The organism is Trichlorobacter lovleyi, assembly GCF_015239775.1.
Taxonomy (GTDB): Bacteria; Desulfobacterota; Desulfuromonadia; order Geobacterales; family Pseudopelobacteraceae; genus Trichlorobacter; species Trichlorobacter lovleyi_B.
The window spans coordinates 3161812-3180414 of record NZ_CP058409.1 but is presented as its reverse complement, the minus strand read 5'-3'; the positions used below and the strand labels follow the sequence as shown (position 1 = coordinate 3180414).

The window sequence follows — 18603 nt, the reverse complement described above, 5'->3', positions numbered from 1 at the left end:
TTCTATGGAACTCAGAGCCGAAGAAATTAGCGAAATCATCAAGAAACAGATTAACGAGTATGGCAAAGAGGTAGAGGTATCGGAAACCGGTACCATTATCTCGATCGGAGACGGTATTGCCCGTATCCATGGCCTGGCCGGCGCCATGGCCGGTGAGCTGCTGGAATTCCCCGGCGGCGTATCCGGTATGGTTCTCAACCTTGAGGAAGATAACGTCGGAGCTGCTATTCTTGGTGAATTTGCCGAGATCAAAGAAGGCGATACGGTCAAGCGTACCGGTCGGATTACCGAGGTGCCGGTTGGTGATGCCCTGGTAGGTCGTGTTGTAAACGCCATTGGCCAGCCAATTGACGGCAAGGGTCCGATCAACACCAGTACCTTCAGCAAGGTGGAGATCAAGGCACCTGGTATCGTTGCCCGTAAATCGGTTCATCAGCCGATGGCAACCGGTCTCAAGGCGATTGACTCCATGGTTCCAATCGGCCGTGGTCAACGGGAACTGATCATCGGTGACCGTCAGACCGGTAAGACGGCTGTTGCGGTTGACACCATCATTAACCAGAAGGGTGGCGATGTAATCTGTATTTATGTTGCCATCGGCCAGAAACGTTCAACGGTTGCTCAGGTTGTATCCAAGCTGACCGAGCATGGTGCCATGGATTACACCATTGTTGTTGCCGCCACTGCTTCCGAGTCCGCACCGCTGCAGTTCATCGCACCGTACACCGGCGTAACCATGGGCGAGTACTTCCGTGATAACAAGAAGCATGCCCTGATCATCTATGATGACCTTTCCAAGCAGGCAGTCGCTTATCGTCAGCTCTCTCTGCTGCTTCGTCGTCCGCCAGGCCGTGAAGCCTATCCCGGCGACGTTTTCTATCTGCACAGCCGTCTGCTGGAGCGTGCCTGTAAACTGTCCGATGAGTGCGGTGCCGGTTCACTGACCGCCCTGCCGATCATTGAGACCCAGGCCGGTGACGTTTCCGCCTACATTCCGACCAACGTTATCTCCATTACCGACGGTCAGATTTACCTTGAATCAGACCTGTTCTTCTCCGGCGTTCGTCCGGCGATCAACGTCGGCCTGTCGGTTTCACGGGTCGGTGGTTCAGCACAAACCAAGTCGATGAAGCAGGTGGCTGGTACACTGCGTCTTAACCTGGCTCAGTACCGTGAAATGGCTGCTTTTGCCCAGTTCGGCTCCGATCTTGACAAGGCAACCCAGATGCAGCTTGCCCGTGGTGAGCGCCTGGTTGAGATTCTTAAGCAACCACAGTATCGTCCGATTCCGAACGAAAAGCAGGTTCTGGTTATTTTTGCTGCCAACAACGGCTACCTTGATGACTATCCGGTTTCCGCTCTCAAGAAGTATGAAACCGAATTGTATGCATTCTTTGATAACCGTCAGGCTGATGTACTCACTGAATTGCGTGAGAAGCAGGCAATCGGTGATGACCTGAAGGCCAAGCTGGTTAGTGCCCTTGATCAGTTCAAGAAGGAATTTACCGCTTAAACAAGGACGGTTTGAGACATGGCGAGCCTTAAAAGCATTAAAAAGCGGATTGTATCCGTAAAAAATACACGCCAGATAACCAAGGCCATGAAAATGGTTTCGGCTGCCAAACTGCGCCGTGCACAGGAAAACGTGGTAGCTGCACGTCCCTATGCCCAGAAGATGGGTGAAGTGCTGCAATCTTTGGCCGGTAATCTGGAAGGCAATCTGCATCCCCTTCTGGAAAAGCGTGATGCAAAAAAACTGCTGCTGATTGTGGTAACCTCAGATCGTGGTCTGTGTGGTGGCTTTAACACAAACCTCTGCAAGGCTGGCGAGCGTTACATCAAGGAGAAGCAGGCTGAGTTCGATCAGATCTCAATCATGACGGTTGGCCGTAAAGGGTATGAGTTTCTGAAAAGCCGCCATACGGTCTACAAGAACTTTGCCAATATGCTTTCCAAGCCCAACTATCAGGCAGCAGCAATGCTTGCTCAGGATGTGATCGAGGGTTACCTTGCAGAAGAGTATGACCAGGTTGTGATGCTGTTTAACTCGTTCCGTACGGTTATGTCACAGGATATCACCTTCCAGCAGCTGCTGCCGATTGAGCCTGAAGAGAAGATCGCCGCTGATGAAAATGGTGTTGAATATATCTATGAGCCTTCGGTCAGTGACCTGTTGACCGAGATATTGCCAAAGAATATCGAAGTTCAGATCTTCAAGGCGATGCTTGAGTCGGTGGCTGGTGAACACGGTGCGCGTATGACCGCTATGGACAGTGCATCAAAGAACGCCTCAGAAATGATCGGCAAACTGACCCTGCAGTACAACCGCGCACGTCAGGCTGCCATTACTACCGAGTTGATGGAAATCATCTCAGGTGCTGAATCGATTAAGGGATAATTACAAACGAATCACTATATGAGGCCCCAGGGCCGCAGGAGGACATGGTTCCATGAGTCAGAATATCGGTAAAATTTCACAGGTTATCGGCGCAGTTATTGACGTCGAGTTTGAGCCCGGTAAGTTGCCGGAGATTTATCACGCCCTGAGAGTGACCAATCCGGCCATTGATGACCGTGAGAACAACCTGGTGCTTGAAGTTGCTCAGCACCTGGGTGAGAACTCTGTGCGTACCATCGCCATGGACTCCACCGACGGTCTCAAGCGTGGCCAGGCTGTTATCGATACCGGCAAGCAGATCTGTGCACCGGTTGGCCGCAAGACCCTGGGCCGGATCATGAACGTTATCGGCGAGCCGGTTGACGAAATGGGTCCGATCGGCAATGAAAAAGAGTACGGCATCCACCGTGAAGCTCCTGCCTTTGAAGACCAGTCCACCAAGGTTGAAGCCTTTACCACCGGTATCAAGGTTGTTGACCTGCTTGCTCCCTATGCGCGGGGCGGTAAGATCGGTCTGTTCGGTGGCGCCGGCGTTGGCAAGACCGTTCTGATTATGGAGCTGATCAACAATATCGCCAAGCAGCACGGTGGTTACTCCGTGTTCGCCGGTGTTGGTGAGCGTACCCGTGAAGGTAACGACCTCTGGATGGAGATGAAAGAGTCCGGCGTTCTTGATAAGGCTGCTCTGGTGTACGGCCAGATGAACGAGCCCCCAGGTGCCCGTGCCCGGGTTGCTCTGACCGCTCTGTCAGTTGCGGAATATTTCCGTGACGAAGAAAACCAGGACGTGCTGCTGTTCATCGATAACATCTTCCGCTTTACCCAGGCCGGTTCCGAAGTTTCTGCCCTTCTTGGCCGGATTCCTTCTGCGGTTGGTTACCAGCCTACGCTGGCAACTGAAATGGGTGAGTTGCAAGAGCGTATTACCTCAACCAAAAAGGGGTCCATTACCTCGGTTCAGGCTATCTACGTTCCTGCTGACGACTTGACTGACCCTGCTCCGGCAACTGCTTTTGCTCACTTGGATGCAACTACCGTTCTTTCACGTCAGATCGCAGAACTCGGTATCTACCCTGCAGTGGACCCGTTGGACTCCACTTCACGGATTCTGGATCCGCAGGTCATCGGTGAAGAGCATTACGCTGTTGCCCGTTCGGTACAATACGTGCTGCAGAAGTACAAGGATCTTCAGGATATCATCGCCATTCTTGGTATGGACGAACTGTCCGAAGAGGATAAGCTGGTTGTTGCCCGTGCCCGTAAGATTCAGCGCTTCCTGTCCCAGCCGTTCCACGTAGCCGAGGCCTTTACCGGCTCCCCTGGTAAGTACGTTGAGCTGAAGGACACCATCAAGGGCTTCCAGGAGATCGTTGCGGGTAAGCATGACAACCTCCCAGAGCAGGCCTTCTACATGGTCGGTTCCATTGAAGAGGCAATTGAAAAAGCCGCTAAACTGGCAGCTGTATAATTTATTACCTGGCAGGGCAGAACCTCTGCCCCAACGGAGCTCCATACAATGGCTGAAAAGATGAAGCTTGAAATAGTCACACCGTACAGCAAGGTGCTTGATGAGATGGTCGATGAAGTGACAGCGACCGGAAAAATGGGTGAGTTCGGTGTACTGCCGGGTCATGCCCCTTTCCTGACGTCACTCAATATCGGTGAACTTTGCTACAAGAAAGATGGCCAGGCTGTCAGCATGGCCCTCAACTGGGGCTACTTCGAGGTGCAGGACGACAAGATCATTGTCCTGGTTGAGACTGCCGAACGCTCCGACGAGATCGATCTTGAGCGTGCCAAAGCAGCGCTTGGCCGTGCCGAGGATGCGCTTAAGAAGTTGACTCCGGAAGACAAGCAGTTCAAGGTGTATGAAGCTGCTCTTGAACGTGCCCTGATCCGGATGCAGGTGGCCGGTAAGGCTGCGCGTAAGTAAGCGAGTATAACAGAGCGAGGTATACGGGAGCGGCAGTGATGTCGCTCCTTTTTTATTGTCATGACTACTAAACGCTATACAACCTTTACGGATGAGCTGCGCACGCGATTTGGCTGTCGTGTACAGCGGGTCTCACTGGATGCCGGTTTCAGTTGTCCCAACCGTGACGGCAGTCTGGGTACTGGCGGCTGCACCTTTTGCGGTGATCGAGGTGCTGCAGCGGTAGGTGTGCCTATCGAACTGCCGTTACACCTACAGTTACAGAAGAGTAAGGAATACCTGGTGAAAAAGTTCAGGGCTGAAAAGTTTCTGGCATATTTCCAGGCCTACAGTAACACCTATGCTGCTGCAGACGATTTGCGGCTGCTCTATGAAACAGCCCTTGCTGATGCGGATATGGTCGGGCTTATCATCGGCACACGCCCCGATTGTCTGCCGGATAGCGTGCTAGAGCTGCTTGCGGAGTTGCATCAGCAAACCTATCTCTGGTTGGAGCTTGGTATGCAAACCATGCATAACCAAACCCTGCAGGCGGTCAATCGAGGGCATGATCATGCCTGTTTTGTCGAGGCGGTCAGGCGTTGCAAACAAAAGGGGCTACGCATCTGCGCTCATCTGATATTGGGGTTGCCCGGTGAGTCTCGTGAACAGATGCTGGCTTCGGTAGAGGAGTTGAATCGTCTGGGGGTTGATGGGGTTAAGCTGCATCACCTGCATGTACTGAAAGGCAGCCAGCTTGAGCAGGAGTACCGAACAGGTGGTCTGCAGTTGATGACCCGCGATGAGTATGTTGCACTGGTGGTTGATGCAGTTGAACTGCTTGATCCGCAGATCATGATTCATCGTCTGATGGGTGATGGGCGCAGTGAGCTGGTCGCGCCGGACTGGTCACGCCGTAAGCTTGAAGTCTTGAACCGTATTGATGCTGAGCTTGTAAAAAGAGACAGCCGGCAGGGATGCCGGCTGTCAGTAAAGGGGGGCATGAAGCTGAATGACTAGGCCTTGTGCTCGTCATCCTTCTTGGGCTTTATCTCAATCTCATCCTTGCCTTCAGAGGCGTTCTTGAAGTTCTTGATACTTTTGCCAAAAGCAGCACCGATCTCAGGCAGACGTCCCGCCCCGAAGACCACCAGTACAATAACCAGTATAACGATCAGTTCCGGCATGCCAAATCCAAACATAAGCACTCCTCCATCTTCAATAGTGGACGTAAGTATTGCATTCCGGTTGTGAAAAAATCAAGTGTTCTGGTTGCAGGGAACCGTATACATGCAACGTCTCAATATTTTGTGTCAGCGTAATCAACCCAGCCACCGGCCAGAACCAGTGCCTTGTCAAAGGGGGAGAGCTCGAAGTTAAAGGCCAGCTGCGTACCACCGGCAGTCAGGGTCAGGGTTTGTGCCTCGATATCGATGTTCATGGTTGCGTCAGCATCCTGGGCATGGGCAAAGATCCGGTCGAGATCCGCCTTGGGCAGTTCAATGGCAGCCATGCCGCAGTTGAACATATTCTGGCGGAAGATGCGGGCAAAGGACTCTGCAACAACCGCGGTGATGTTGTTAACCTCAAAGACCCAAGGGGCATGTTCGCGTGAAGAGCCGCACCCGAAATTCTCACGTGACACGACCACACGGGCTTTCAAGGTCTTCTCGCCCTTGGGGTCAAACCCGTCAAGCTTGAGGTCTTCAAGCATGTAGGGTTTAAGATCCTGCTTGGTTATCTCAGTCAGGTACTTGGCAGGAATAATCTCATCAGTATTGATATCGGCACGGTCCAGAAACAGAACCGGCCCGCCAAAAGTTTTCATGGAAAGCTCCTTGTCGAAGAGATGAACTAGAGATACTTGCGAGGGTCTGCAATCTTGCCCTCAATGGCAGTGGCCGCAGCCGTTGCCGGTGACATCAGGTGTACCATGCCGCCCTTGCCCATCCGGCCGTTAAAGTTACGGTTGGTGGTGGAGGCACAGACCTCGCCATCAGCCAGCACGCCGTTACTCATCCCCAGACAGGCACCGCAGGTGGAGTTGGTAACGCAGAAACCGGCATCAAGAAAGATATCAATCAACCCTTCCTTCATGGCATCACGGTAAATCTTGGGGGTGGCAGGAGAGAGAATGCCGCGGACATTTTCTGCCAGCTTGCGACCCTTCAGGATCTGCGCGGCAATGCGCAGGTCTTCCAAACGGCCGTTGGTGCAGGAACCGAGGTACACCTGGTCAATCCTGCTGTCACTGAACTCTGTTACCGCTTTAACCTGGTCAGGCTTGAAATTGAAGGTAGCAACCGGTACCAGCGTGGCAGCATCGATCTCAATGGTCTGCTCATAGCTTGCATCTGCATCGGAGCACCATTGTTGATACTCGCCCAGTGCAGCCTCCTTGGAGGCAAATTCCCCCTGAATAAACGGCCAGAGGTACTCGACGGTGGTCATGTCAGGCATACAGATGCCTGACGTGCCGCCAGCCTCAATGGCCATGTTGCAGAGTGTCATGCGAGATTCCATGGTCATGGTGTCAATGGTGCTACCACGGAACTCGATCACCCGGTCGGTGGCACCGTTAACGCCGATCTTGCCGATCAGGGTCAGTACTACATCCTTGGCATACACGCCTTTAGGGAGCTCTCCATGCACGTTGACGCGAATCGTCTTGGGTTCACGGAATGCACAGACGCCTTTCAGGATGCCGACCTCCAGGTCAGTGGTGCCAACACCGGCGGCAAAGGCACCAAAAGCGCCGTGGGTACAGGTGTGGGAATCTCCCATGATCACGGTGTTGCCGGGGCGGATAAAGCCCTTTTCAGGAAACAGGGCATGACAGACGCCATTGGCACCAACATCAAAAAAGTCTTTGATCTGCTGGCGACGGGCCCAGTCGCGTAAAATCTTGGCCTGGGTAGCGGTCTTGGAATCCTTTGACGGAGTGACGTGGTCAATAACCGCCTTAATTCTGGCCGGATCAAAGACACGGTCTTTACCACGCTCAATCAGGTCTGCAATGGCAATCGGGGTGGTGATTTCGTGGCAAAGCACCACATCCAGCTTCAGCACCTTGGTGCCGCTGAACGGCTCATCCACCAGATGGGCGGCGAAAATCTTTTCTGCAGTGGTCTTACCCATTCTTCTGTCCTTCCTTTCCGATGTTTCTGGTCGTCCAGATGTAGCAGAAAGCAGATGCTAAGTCTACTGCTTTGGTGGGATAACATGTTGTTTTCGTATCAGTAAACTGAATGGTGGCGTAGTACGGATGGAAAAAAAGAGGGAGCGTGCTATAAGAGTAACTCAGGCAAAAGAAAACAGGGGACAGAACAGGAGCTACTGATGGTTTTAGAGGAGTTACAGGCACTCCTGCAGGCGGTTGCAGCAGGAACGGCAACGCCGGAGCAGGGCTTGGAACGGTTACGCCATCTTCCCTTTGAAGACCTCGGGTTTGCTCAGGTTGATCATCACCGGGCGCTACGACAAGGGCAACCAGAGGTGATCTTCGGGCAGGGGAAGACCGTTGAACAGATCGGCCGGATCATGGAGGCGATGGTGGCGCGGGGCAGCAATGTGCTGGTAACCCGTCTCGAGGAGGTACGGGCAGTGGAGTTGCTGGCGGTGTTTCCACGCTCCTTCTATCATGCCGAGGCCCGTTGTCTAACCCTGGAAACCACCCCAAAACAGGAACAGGGCCGGGGACCCATCCTGATTGTGGCTGCCGGCACCTCGGATCTGCCGGTGGCCAGCGAGGCGCTGGTGACGGCCCGTTTTATGGGAAATCAGGCAGAGTTGCTCTGTGATGTCGGGGTGGCAGGAATTCACCGCCTGTTATCCCGCATGGAACTGTTGCGCTCGGCAACCGTGTTGATTGTGGTTGCAGGGATGGAGGGCGCCTTGCCATCGGTGGTGGGGGGGCTGGTCGACCGGCCGGTGATCGCTGTGCCCACCTCGGTGGGATACGGTGCATCGTTTGGTGGTATTGCTGCGCTGCTGGGAATGCTCAACACCTGCGCCAGCGGAGTTACGGTAGTGAATATTGATAACGGCTTTGGCGCTGCCTGTGCCGCCAGCCTGATGAATCGGATCTAAAATGCGTATTCTCTATTTAGATGCAACTGCCGGTATTGCCGGTGATATGACCGTGGCCGCCCTGCTGGATCTCGGTGTGCCGTTGAGCTATCTGAAGAGTGAACTGGACAAGCTTGGTCTGCCGGATGGTGCCTTCAGTCTCACTGAAGAACAGATCCAACGCGGTGGCATGACCGGCAGGTATTTTGAGGTACATCTGCCCCATCAACACGGACATCAGCATCATGACCATCATGATCACCGGAGCTATGGCGATATCAGCCAGATGATCGCTGCAAGTAGTCTTGCTGGTCACGTGAAGGAACTGTCACAAAAGATCTTTTTGCACCTGGCCGAGGCCGAGGCCAAGGCACATCAGGTGGCGGTGGAGCAGGTGCAGTTTCATGAAGTGGGGGCCGTTGACAGCATAGTGGATATTGTGGGGACGGCGATCGGGTTGGACTGGCTGAAGGTGGATAGGGTCTACTGTTCCGCAGTGCCGCTGGGCGGTGGTTTTGTACAGACAGCCCATGGCCGTTTGCCGGTGCCGGCCCCGGCAACGGCGGAGTTGCTGAAAGGTCTGGCGGTTCATACCGATTGCGGAACGGGGGAGCGGGTAACCCCCACCGGTGCGGCTATTCTGGCAGCCCTGGCCGCGTCGCGCGGCGGGATGCCGGAGATGACGATCATAAAAACCGGCCATGGAGCCGGGAGTCGTGACTTTACGGACTGCCCCAACATTCTGCGCGGTTTCCTGGGGGAACTGTCGGAACAGGCTGCTCATGAGGAGATACTTGAGCTCAGCTGTAACCTGGATGATGTGACCCCGGAACTGCTGGGGTATACCATGGCGCAACTCTTTGCGGCCGGGGCGCTGGATGTCTGGCATACGCCGATCCAGATGAAGAAGCAGCGCCCTGGCCTGATGCTGTCGTTGCTCTGCCGTCCAGAACAGAAGGACCGGATGGCGCAACTGCTGATGAAAGAAACCGGCAGCTTGGGGGTGCGGTTGCAGCAGATGCAGCGTCTTGTGCAGCAGCGCCGGATTGAGGAGTGTCAGACCTCGTTGGGGATGGTGAGGTTCAAGATCAGCCAGCAGGGCAGCAAGCCCGAATATGAAGACTGTTGCCGGATTGCCCGTGAACAGGGACTTGCGTTGCGTGAGGTGCAGCAGATCGTCTGCAGGGAGTATGACCATGAACGCTGATCTGGAGCTGGCGGCACTGTTTCTCGCCTCCGGCATGACCCTGGCCCTGGCCGAATCCTGTACCGGTGGTATGATTGCAGAGCAGGTTACCGCTATCTCCGGCTGTTCCGCCTGGTTCAAAGGGGGGATCGTGGCCTACCATAATGATATAAAACAGCAGTTGTTACAGGTTCCCGGCGAGCTTCTTGAACAGCATGGTGCGGTGAGTGAAGCGGTTGCCCGGGCTATGGCAGAAGGTGCCCGCAGGGTAATCGGCAGTGATCTGGCCCTGGCGGTAACCGGTATTGCCGGACCGGAGGGCGGTACCCGGGAAAAACCGGTCGGGACGGTCTATATCGCCCTTGCTGATCATGATGGCTGTGTAACGGAACGGTACCAGTTTCAGGGCGGACGCGAATCGGTTCGGCAACAAACCGCGGAACAGGCGCTTTTTTTGATAAAAAAGCGGCTTATGGTGCCTGAAACGGCCTGAATTGCCCCAAATTAGCTTGCCGCTGACGGTTTTGATGTGGTACGTTTCGCAACTCTTTCCAAACTTTTCCCGTACCAAGGAGGTACTCCTGTGAGTGATAAAAACAAGGCCATAGAGCTGGCACTTTCCCAGATTGAAAAGCAGTTTGGCAAAGGTGCCATCATGCGACTCGGCAATGACGAGGTGCTGCCCGGTGTAGAGTCGATTTCAACCGGCGCCATCTCCCTTGACCTGGCCCTGGGGGTGGGCGGTGTACCACGCGGCCGGGTGATTGAGGTCTATGGACCTGAATCCTCCGGCAAGACCACCCTGGCCCTGCATATTGTGGCTGAAGCCCAGAAAAGTGGTGGTATTGCGGCTTTTGTGGATGCAGAGCATGCCCTGGATATCAATTATGCCCGCAAGCTGGGGGTCAAGACCGATGACCTGCTGGTCTCCCAGCCGGACACCGGTGAGCAGGCGCTTGAGATTGCCGAAACCCTGGTGCGTAGTGGTGCCATTGATGTGCTGGTGATTGACTCGGTTGCAGCCCTGGTTCCCAAGGCCGAGATTGAGGGTGAGATGGGGGACTCCCATGTCGGTCTGCAGGCCCGCCTGATGTCCCAGGCACTGCGTAAGCTGACCGGCATCATCTCCAAATCAAACTGCTGCGTGATCTTTATCAACCAGATCAGGATGAAGATCGGCGTGATGTTTGGCAACCCTGAGACTACTACCGGTGGTAACGCCCTGAAGTTCTACGCCTCGGTCCGGCTTGACATTCGTAAGATTGCCACCCTCAAACAGGGGGACCAGGTGATCGGTTCACGTACCCGGGTCAAGGTGGTCAAGAACAAGGTGGCGCCACCCTTTAAAGAGGCCGAGTTCGATATCCTCTATGGTGAAGGGATTTCCCGTACCGGTGACGTGCTGGATCTGGCGGTGGACCGCAATATCATCGACAAGAGCGGGGCCTGGTTCTCCTACAACAAGGAACGGATCGGCCAGGGGCGCGAAAACTCACGTCAGTTCCTGAAGGAAAATCCGGTCATGCTGGCAGAGATAGAGGCCAAGTTGATGGAGCTGATCAAGCCGGCCCCTAAGGAAGAAAAGGCTGAATAATACCAACCAGGATTTCGGAGGTGCCCTGTGGAGCTGAACGAAATTCTCACCATTGCCGTCAAGGCACGCGGCTCAGATATTCATATCAAGACCGGTCTGCCACCTATTGTACGGATTGACGGCAAGCTGCATCCGATCCCCAATGCCCAGCGTCTGGGCCCTGATGTGGTCAGCAGCATTGCCAACATGATGATGAATGACCGCCAGCGGAGGATCTTTGAGGAAAACTCCGAGGTGGATATGGCCTATGCGGTGCCGGGCCTGGGACGTTTCCGGGTGGCCTGCTATCGGCAGCGGGGGACGATTGCACTGGTCTTCCGGGCCATTTCGATGAAGATTCCGACCATGGAGGAGCTGAACCTGCCGCCGGTATTGCAGAAGCTCTGCCTTGAGGAGCGGGGGCTGATTCTGGTGACCGGCACCACCGGCTCCGGTAAATCGTCCACTCTGGCGGCCATGATCGACCATATCAACAACCACCGGACCTGTAACATCATCACGATTGAGGATCCGGTGGAGTTTTTGCACCGCGATAACAAGTGCATTATCAGCCAGCGGGAGGTGGGTACCGATACGCCGACCTTCTCAAGTGCGTTGAAGGGTGCCTTGCGCCAGGACCCGGACGTGATCCTGGTGGGTGAGATGCGGGACTACGAGACCATTGAAACCGCCATGACCGCTGCCGAGACCGGCCACCTGGTGATGTCCACCCTGCATACCATGGATGCACCTGAGACCATCAACCGGATCATCTCGGTCTTCCCGCCCTACCACCAGCGCCAGGTACGGATTCAGATGGCCAGCATCATCAAGGGGATTGTCTCCCAGCGTCTGGTACCGCGGGCCGATGGCAAAGGCCGTGTTCCTGCCGTTGAAGTGCTGCTGGGAACCGCACGGGTCAAAGAGTGTATTGACGACAAGGACAAGACCAAGCAGATCAAGGATGCCATTGCGCAGGGCTTTGTCTCCTATGGCATGCAGACCTTTGACCAATCCTTGATGAAGCTGTTCACCTCAAAGCTGATTACCTATGAAGAGGCGTTGCGGCAAAGTTCCAATCCGGATGATTTTGCCCTCAAGGTCTCCGGTATCTCATCTACGTCTGATGCAACCTGGGATAATTTTGATAGCAAGGACGAGAAGGTTGATGAGGTGCTGAAAGAGGAAAAACTCGACGTTGACCGGTTCTGATCAGTCCAGCGATTGCTACCTGGCGGCGCTCAGGCTGCTGACCGGCCGGGATTATACCTGTGCAGCCCTTCGACGTAAGTTGCAGCAGAAACGGTTTGCTGCCGAAGAGGCGCACCAAGCGGTTGAACGGCTGATGCGGGAAGGTTACCTGCAGGATCAGCGCTATGCCGAGCGTCTGGTCGCCGCAGTGAGGCAGAACGGGAGTTTTACCGGCTACCGCCTGCAGCAGGAGTTACGCCGTCGCGGAGTGCCACCGGAACTGATTGATCAGGTTTTGCGGGAATCACCCGCTGATGGCGATGAACTGGATCGGGCCCGCCACTTGGTTGAACGCCGTTATGCCGGGTTTGATCCGCAGACAGCTGATGAACGACAACTGCGGCGGGTAGCCGGTTTTTTGCAGCGTCGCGGCTACCGGAGTGATCTGATCAGGCAGCTGTTTGAAAAATAATAGGCAGACTCCCGGCGCGTGCCGGTGTGGATGGAGAGGAGAAGACCCATGAAAAATACAACAGTTCAAGCTGCTGTAACTGTGCTGCTGAGACGGTTCTTGGGGATCTCTTTGGCTGTGCTGCTGTCGGCGGGGATGGCCGTTGCAGATCAGCAAACCGGTGTTGTCGAGGTTGAAGGGTATGCCACCATTGTGGCGGAGCGCAAGGATATGGCCCGTGAGGCGGCCCTGCAGAATGCCTTCAGGCGGGCTGTCGAGCAGGTTGTTGGGGTGGCGCTTGAGTCGAAGACGGTGGTCAAGGACTCGGAGCTGCTGAACGATAAAATCTTTTCCAAGAGCAGGGGGTTCATCAAAACCTACCGGATTCTTGGTGAAAAGGTGGACGGTGATGCCTTCCGGATCCTGGTTTTTGCTTCGGTTTCCCGCCATAAACTGGAGCAGGGACTGGATAATGCCGGACTGCTGATCAAAAAAATGGGAAAACCGCGGATTGCCGTGGTGGTGATGGAACAGAACGGCTTTGGCAATGCCATTCCGGGTGGTGTGGTGGAGAACTGCCTTGTCTCAAGTCTGGGCAAGCGCGGCTATGCCCTGGTCGATCGTCAGGCCATGCTGGCGGTGCAACATGAGGTGGTCAACAAGCAGGGGGATCAGACTGATGCCGTGGTTCGTGCTGCAGCAGCAGGCGGGGCTGAAATTGTCATTGTCGGCCGTGCCACTGCCCGGTCGACCTCTGCCTTAAGCGGAACCAATCTTCGCCCGGTGCAGGTAACGGTTACCTGTCGTGCCGTTGAGGTGGACAGCGGGGAACTGCTGGCCACTGTGACAGCGACACAGCAGGCCCTGCATGTCAATCCGGCGAGCGCAACGAATGAGGCCTTTGAAAAGGCCGCCGCAGAGTTGAGCGAGGGGTTGCAACGTCAGATGATTGCGGCCTGGACCAAACGGCTGACCGGCTTGAGAACCTTGCGTATGACGGTGAGCATGATTCCCCACGCAGATATCAGGCGTTTACAGGATGCCTTGAAGGAGAAAGTGGGGCAGATTGAAGAGGTGCATGACCGAGGCTACCGGGATCAGCAGCTGCGTCTGGATCTCGAGGTGACAGGCGGATTCAGGGAAGTGATTGATGAGCTGGCCGCATTGGGGCTGGAACAGGATTCACTGAAGATTATCAGTTATTCAGCGGGGCAGGTGCAGGCCAGGTGGCAGGGTCGCCCCATTAAAGGAGGGCGCGTAAAATGAAACGGATACTGTTGGTACTTGGCATAGTGGTATTGCTTGCCGGCTGTAACAATCCCGGCAAGGAGAGCTTTGAGCTTGGCCGGCAACTGGAACGTCAGGGACGGGTTGATGAGGCCATTACCCTTTATGAAGATGCAATTGTCAAAGAACAGGATAATCAGGAATACCGGGCAGTCCTGGCCAGTGCCCGCTCGGCCGCTGCAGCCCGTTTTGTCGAGCAGGGCCGCAAACGCCTGCAAGGCGCCGAGATCACCTATGACCAGCTGCGTACCGCTCAGCTGGATGTTGACAAGGCACTCAAGGCTGATCCCTACAATAGCGATGCAAAGGTGCTGGCAAGCAGCGTCAAGTCTCAGATGGATGCCCTGTTGAAGAGGGCTGAGGCGTTATATGCCGCCTCAACCAAAGCTGCAGATCTGAAGGACTGGCCGACGGCCATCAACAAATTGCGGGAAATCCGCCAGTTTTACCCCGGCTATCTGGATCTGATGATCAAACTGCCCCAGACTGAAAACGCCGCGTTGGGATACTACCTGAAACAGGCTGAGCAAATGCAGGCTGCGGATGACCTGGATGCGATGATTGTCAATCTGGAGCAGGCGCTGGCGATTCAACCCGCGAATCAGCAGATTGCCGGGTTGCTGAAGGATGCCAAGGCTAAAAATACCGCCAGCGTCTGGTTTGCGAAGGCCGAGCAGAGCGCCAAACAGGGGAAGTGGCTCCAGGCTGCAGGCTATCTGCGTAAGGCGGAACTGTTGAATCCGGATCAGGCGTTGCAGGCCAGGATGACAGAATTGCGGCGCCAGGGCGCGCAAAAGATGCTGCAACAGGGGATGGTCCAGACCAGCAAGAAGCAGTTCTATACCGCCTACCTGTCGTTACAGGCAGGCGGGCAGTTCTCTCCGGCATTTATGAAAGAGGCGGAGGCAGCGGATCTGCGCAAACAGCTCGCAGCAGATATGGCTGCAAGATCCCAGGAAATGGAAACAACCGGCTTGTTGGGTAATGCCTGGTATTGGCTTGACCTGTCCATACGGCTGGGAGGCGGCGATCGTGAAAGCCAGCAGCGGTTGCAGACCCTCAAAGACCGGCTGCGGCAACGGGTGGTGAAAAAAATTGCGGTCATGGATTTTTCGCCGCCAACGAACAACACTGATGCCGGCAAGCTGGTAACCGACAGTCTGCTTTCCTACATGACCAAGAATGCCAGCAGCGATGTCAAGATTCTGGCCAGGGACGTGCTGGGGGCCATCATCAAGGAGATCGAGTTCGGTCAAGCCGGGCTCTATGATATCGAAAGTGCTAAAAAGACCGGTAAGTTAAAGGGAACTGACATTTTTATCTTCGGTAGCGTACTGCAGTACAATGTGGAAAAAAGTGCTGAAGAAGGTTCCAAGATGGTCAACGTGGTGGTGGCCACCAAGCAGGTTCCCAATCCGGCCTACCAGAGCTGGCTTTTGAGTCATCCGTCTCCCAACGAGAAGGAGATGGCCCTTGCACCGCCGGCACTGATGAAGGAAGAGATCCGTGAGACAGTGAAATACAAGGTCGGTACCCACAAGAAAACCGCCAACGTAGCACTCTCATTCCGGGTGATTGATGTGGAGTCAGGGGAGGTCGTGATTACCACCACGATCAAGAGCCGTAAAGAGGCGGAAGACAAGTTTTCTGAAGGGGTTGAGTTTGCCAATATCCCCTTCGATCCGCTGGAACTGCCGTCTGATTCTGTCCTGTTAGAGAAGGCGGTTGATGAGGGGATTGCCGAGCTGGGGCGCCTGGTGCTTACGCGCTTCCAGAATCGTCAGGCCAGCTATCTGCAGGCAGCCGAGTTGCTGAGCAAAAAGGGGGGCGGCGATCAGGTGGTCGAGCGGTACATGGATGCCATTGTGGCTGAAGAGGTCAAGCACGTCGCCAGCCAGGTCACGTCCCAGGCAAAACTGGGTATCGAGCAGTATCTGCAGTCAGCTGAGCAGCAATAAGTTCGATTCTGGAGAGTAGCGGCATGGGAATCACTGACACGTGTAAAAAAATGTGCCTGACGGCAGTGGCCTGGCTGACTGCTGTCATCATGCTCTGTATCCAGTTGGGAGCGGCTGAGGCGGCTGAACAGCAACTGAAAGCCAAGCTGGGCTGCGTGCCGTTTGTGGCCCGGACTATCGAAGCCATGAGTTTTACCGAATATCTGACCACGGTGCTGCTGAATGAGCTGGAGCGCAGCGGCTCATTTGAGGTTGCTGAACGCAAACGTCTTGAGGCTGCCATGGATCTGGAGGGGGTCAGGTCTGATTCCCTTTCCGGTGCAGAACTGCAACGGCTTGGGGGACGCCTGGGGGTGGAGTATCTGGTCAGCGGCAGTGTGACAACCCAGCCCCAGGGTATGCTGATGGAACTGAGTGTACTCAATCTGCGGGGGCAACGGGTAATTCTGACTGAAAAGCTGCGGCTGAGCGAGGCTGATGCCACCCGCTCACTGCAGGAGCTGGCCCTGCGGATTCGCCAGGCTGCTCAGAGATCTGCTGAAGCTGTAACAGCACCGGAACTGTCCAAACCGCTTGCCCCTGCTGCGGCCCTTGAGGCTGTTGGTTCTACCAGTGCGATCCGTCTGCGCTGGAGACATCCCTCGCCGGAACGCGTGGTCGGTTATCTGGTTCTGCGGGCCAATGAGCCCCAGGGACCGTTTACCACCGTCGGCACTGTAACCGAGCCGGGCTACAGTGATGAACCGTTGCGGTTGAATGAGACCTACTTCTATCGGGTGACAGCTGTTGGCCAAGGTGGTACGGCCAGTGAGCCGACAGCCGTTGTGCGCGGGGCTACGTCGGTTGCGCCTGCGGTTCCGATCTTTATGAATGTTGAGCCGATACTTGGCGGGGCCATATTGAGCTGGCGTCAACGCCCCTGCCCGGGAAGCGATGAAAGGACCCTGCCGAAAGGGGTCCGGATCTATCGGCGTTCAACAGCCGAAAAGGAATTTCTTCCAATCGCCAGAGTCGCGGACGACCAACCCGTTTTCCGTGACCAGGGATTGCAGGATGGCACCACCTATCTGTACACCATGACCGCCTACAATCTGGCTGGTGCTGAAAGTGAACAATCGGTACAGCTTTCCCTGACAACGCCGCCGGCAACCAGTGGTTTGACGGCCGGCAGTGGTAAGGTCCGCCGTGTAGCGCTGAGTTGGCCAGTCCACCCGTTTGCCGGTGTGAACGGTTATGTTCTGCAGAGGGCAACGGCCAAAGAAGGCCCCTACCAGGTGATCGCCACCATGAACGACCGTCTGCAGACCAGTTATCTGGATACAGGTCTGGCGGACAAAACCACCTACTGGTACCGGATCGTGGCATTCAGTAAAGAATTGGGAACTGGTGGAGCCTCAGGCGAGGTCGCCGCAACAACCCGTGATCTGCCGCCGGTACCGCTCAAGCTGACCGCAATGCAGGGGGAGCCAAGGAGGGTTACGCTCAGCTGGGAATCCGCTGCCGTGGCTGATGATGAAGTGAGTGGCTTTTATCTGTACCGTGGCGAACCGGGCCAGGAAAAGCTGACCAGGATCGCCGAGTTAACCGCCGACAAACGCTCGTACCGCGATGCCGAAGAGCCGCTGAAGGACGCCACAACCTATTCCTATGTGATTGCAGCCTTTAACGCAGGCGGTGCGGTCAGCCCTCTGAGTGCCCGTGCCAATGCCACCACCAAGGCGTTACCGGCAGCACCCTCAGGTCTGAACGCAGCATCCGGTGAGCCACGCAGGATTTCGGTACGCTGGCAAAAGAATCCTGAACCTGATATCGCCGAATATATCCTGTTCAGACAACAGGCAGAAGGCGAGTTTAAACAGCTTCAGCGGACCAGTGCTACAGTGTCGGTGGATACCGAGCTGAAGGATGGCACAAGTTATCTGTATCGGGTGCAGGCGCTGGACCGCGATGGGCTGATGAGTCCGATGTCTGTCTCGGTCAAGGGCACCACCAAGGCACTGCCAAAGCCGGTTGAGGGACTGCAGTTGAAAGACAGGGCAACCCGTCTTGTCAGTTGGCAACGGTCCGGCCAGGCAGATGTGAAGCGCTATCATCTCTACAAGAAGAGTTTTATGGGAGGGCAGAAGCTGACAACGGTTGAAGCAACCGAGTGGCGGTGTACTGAGTCCGGCAAGCTGGAGCTGTATGTGACGGCGGAGGACGGTGATGGCTTGGAAAGCGAACCATCGGCAGTGCTGGTGGTTGAGTAGGGAGGCAACATGAAACGATATGGCAGAATGGTGGGCCTCTATCTGGCCCTGTTGATCGTGCCGATCATGGCGTTTGCCAATCCGGTCAAGGCTGCAACGCCAAATCAGGAGACCGGACGGTATGCCCTGTTTCAGGGCAGCTACACCACCTTTGATCTCAAGCGCAAGGAGACCTATGTTCACCAGGCCGTGTTTTTGCTGGACACCCATACCGGCGAGGTGAAACGTTATATTAATAAAATCGACGAAAATGGCCGCTATATTGAAACCTGGCTGCCCACTGACCTGCCGTCAGCTGACAAACGTCGACCAGCTCAGGAAGGAAAATAG

18 protein-coding genes are annotated in these 18603 nt (G+C 55.3%); 15 read left to right on the top strand and 3 right to left on the bottom strand.

Going from position 1 to position 18603, the window contains the following annotated elements:
- Positions 1–4: 4 nt before the first annotated feature.
- The 5 genes from atpA to FY034_RS14745 are packed head-to-tail and all read left to right on the top strand — an operon-like array spanning position 5 to position 5330.
- The gene (atpA, locus tag FY034_RS14765) at positions 5–1513 is read left to right on the top strand and encodes a F0F1 ATP synthase subunit alpha (protein WP_265551863.1); all 1509 of its coding nucleotides are present in this window, start codon (positions 5–7) and stop codon (positions 1511–1513) included.
- A gap of 18 nt (positions 1514–1531) precedes the next feature.
- On the top strand, positions 1532–2398 hold the full coding sequence (gene atpG, locus FY034_RS14760; protein ID WP_012471201.1) for an ATP synthase F1 subunit gamma: 867 nt from the start codon (positions 1532–1534) through the stop codon (positions 2396–2398).
- 52 nt (positions 2399–2450) lie between these two features.
- A complete protein-coding gene (atpD, locus tag FY034_RS14755; RefSeq protein ID WP_012471200.1) occupies positions 2451–3866 on the top strand; it encodes a F0F1 ATP synthase subunit beta in 1416 nt (471 codons plus the stop codon).
- A gap of 48 nt (positions 3867–3914) precedes the next feature.
- Positions 3915–4331, top strand: coding sequence for a F0F1 ATP synthase subunit epsilon (locus FY034_RS14750; protein WP_265551860.1), 417 nt, complete (start codon positions 3915–3917; stop codon positions 4329–4331).
- 60 nt (positions 4332–4391) lie between these two features.
- Entirely contained in the window at positions 4392–5330 is a 939-nt protein-coding gene (locus FY034_RS14745) for a TIGR01212 family radical SAM protein (protein WP_265551858.1), read from the top strand.
- Here FY034_RS14745 and FY034_RS14740 read toward each other — a convergent pair.
- The 3 genes from FY034_RS14740 to FY034_RS14730 all read right to left on the bottom strand — a co-directional run bounded on the left by FY034_RS14740 (position 5327) and on the right by FY034_RS14730 (position 7448).
- Complete coding sequence (locus FY034_RS14740; protein WP_265551857.1) at positions 5327–5512, bottom strand: twin-arginine translocase TatA/TatE family subunit; 186 nt, start codon at positions 5510–5512, stop codon at positions 5327–5329. The two genes, FY034_RS14745 and FY034_RS14740, sit on opposite strands and share 4 nt — an antisense overlap.
- Before the next feature lie 98 nt (positions 5513–5610).
- Positions 5611–6138 (bottom strand): 3-isopropylmalate dehydratase small subunit, encoded by a 528-nt coding sequence (locus FY034_RS14735; RefSeq protein ID WP_265551855.1) that lies wholly within the window; start codon positions 6136–6138, stop codon positions 5611–5613.
- A 26-nt stretch (positions 6139–6164) separates the two neighbouring features.
- Positions 6165–7448 carry a 3-isopropylmalate dehydratase large subunit gene (locus FY034_RS14730; protein ID WP_265551853.1) on the bottom strand — a complete coding sequence of 428 codons (1284 nt, stop codon included), beginning with the start codon at positions 7446–7448 and terminating at the stop codon, positions 6165–6167.
- A 201-nt stretch (positions 7449–7649) separates the two neighbouring features.
- Here FY034_RS14730 and larB point away from each other — a divergent pair, with 201 nt between their 5' ends.
- The 10 genes from larB (at position 7650) to FY034_RS14680 (ending at position 18603) form a co-directional block, all read left to right on the top strand.
- A complete protein-coding gene (larB, locus tag FY034_RS14725; RefSeq protein ID WP_265551851.1) occupies positions 7650–8399 on the top strand; it encodes a nickel pincer cofactor biosynthesis protein LarB in 750 nt (249 codons plus the stop codon).
- 1 nt (position 8400) lies between these two features.
- Entirely contained in the window at positions 8401–9585 is a 1185-nt protein-coding gene (gene larC, locus FY034_RS14720; RefSeq protein ID WP_265551849.1) for a nickel pincer cofactor biosynthesis protein LarC, read from the top strand.
- A complete protein-coding gene (locus FY034_RS14715) occupies positions 9575–10057 on the top strand; it encodes a CinA family protein (RefSeq protein ID WP_265551847.1) in 483 nt (160 codons plus the stop codon). The genes larC and FY034_RS14715 overlap by 11 nt, the downstream gene beginning before the upstream one ends.
- Before the next feature lie 90 nt (positions 10058–10147).
- Positions 10148–11158 carry a recombinase RecA gene (recA, locus tag FY034_RS14710; protein WP_265551844.1) on the top strand — a complete coding sequence of 337 codons (1011 nt, stop codon included), beginning with the start codon at positions 10148–10150 and terminating at the stop codon, positions 11156–11158.
- 27 nt (positions 11159–11185) lie between these two features.
- Positions 11186–12349, top strand: a complete 1164-nt coding sequence (locus FY034_RS14705) for a type IV pilus twitching motility protein PilT (protein WP_265551842.1) — start codon at positions 11186–11188, stop codon at positions 12347–12349.
- A complete protein-coding gene (locus FY034_RS14700; protein ID WP_265551839.1) occupies positions 12336–12800 on the top strand; it encodes a regulatory protein RecX in 465 nt (154 codons plus the stop codon). Before FY034_RS14705 ends, FY034_RS14700 begins: the two co-directional genes overlap by 14 nt.
- 48 nt (positions 12801–12848) lie before the next feature.
- Entirely contained in the window at positions 12849–14045 is a 1197-nt protein-coding gene (locus FY034_RS14695) for a flagellar assembly protein T N-terminal domain-containing protein (RefSeq protein ID WP_265551837.1), read from the top strand.
- Positions 14042–16024: a CsgG/HfaB family protein gene (locus FY034_RS14690; RefSeq protein WP_265551835.1), complete on the top strand. Its 1983-nt coding sequence runs from the start codon at positions 14042–14044 to the stop codon at positions 16022–16024. The genes FY034_RS14695 and FY034_RS14690 overlap by 4 nt, the downstream gene beginning before the upstream one ends.
- A gap of 23 nt (positions 16025–16047) precedes the next feature.
- Positions 16048–18273 (top strand): fibronectin type III domain-containing protein, encoded by a 2226-nt coding sequence (locus FY034_RS14685; RefSeq protein WP_265551833.1) that lies wholly within the window; start codon positions 16048–16050, stop codon positions 18271–18273.
- A 9-nt stretch (positions 18274–18282) separates the two neighbouring features.
- Positions 18283–18603, top strand: coding sequence for a hypothetical protein (locus tag FY034_RS14680; RefSeq protein ID WP_265551831.1), 321 nt, complete (start codon positions 18283–18285; stop codon positions 18601–18603).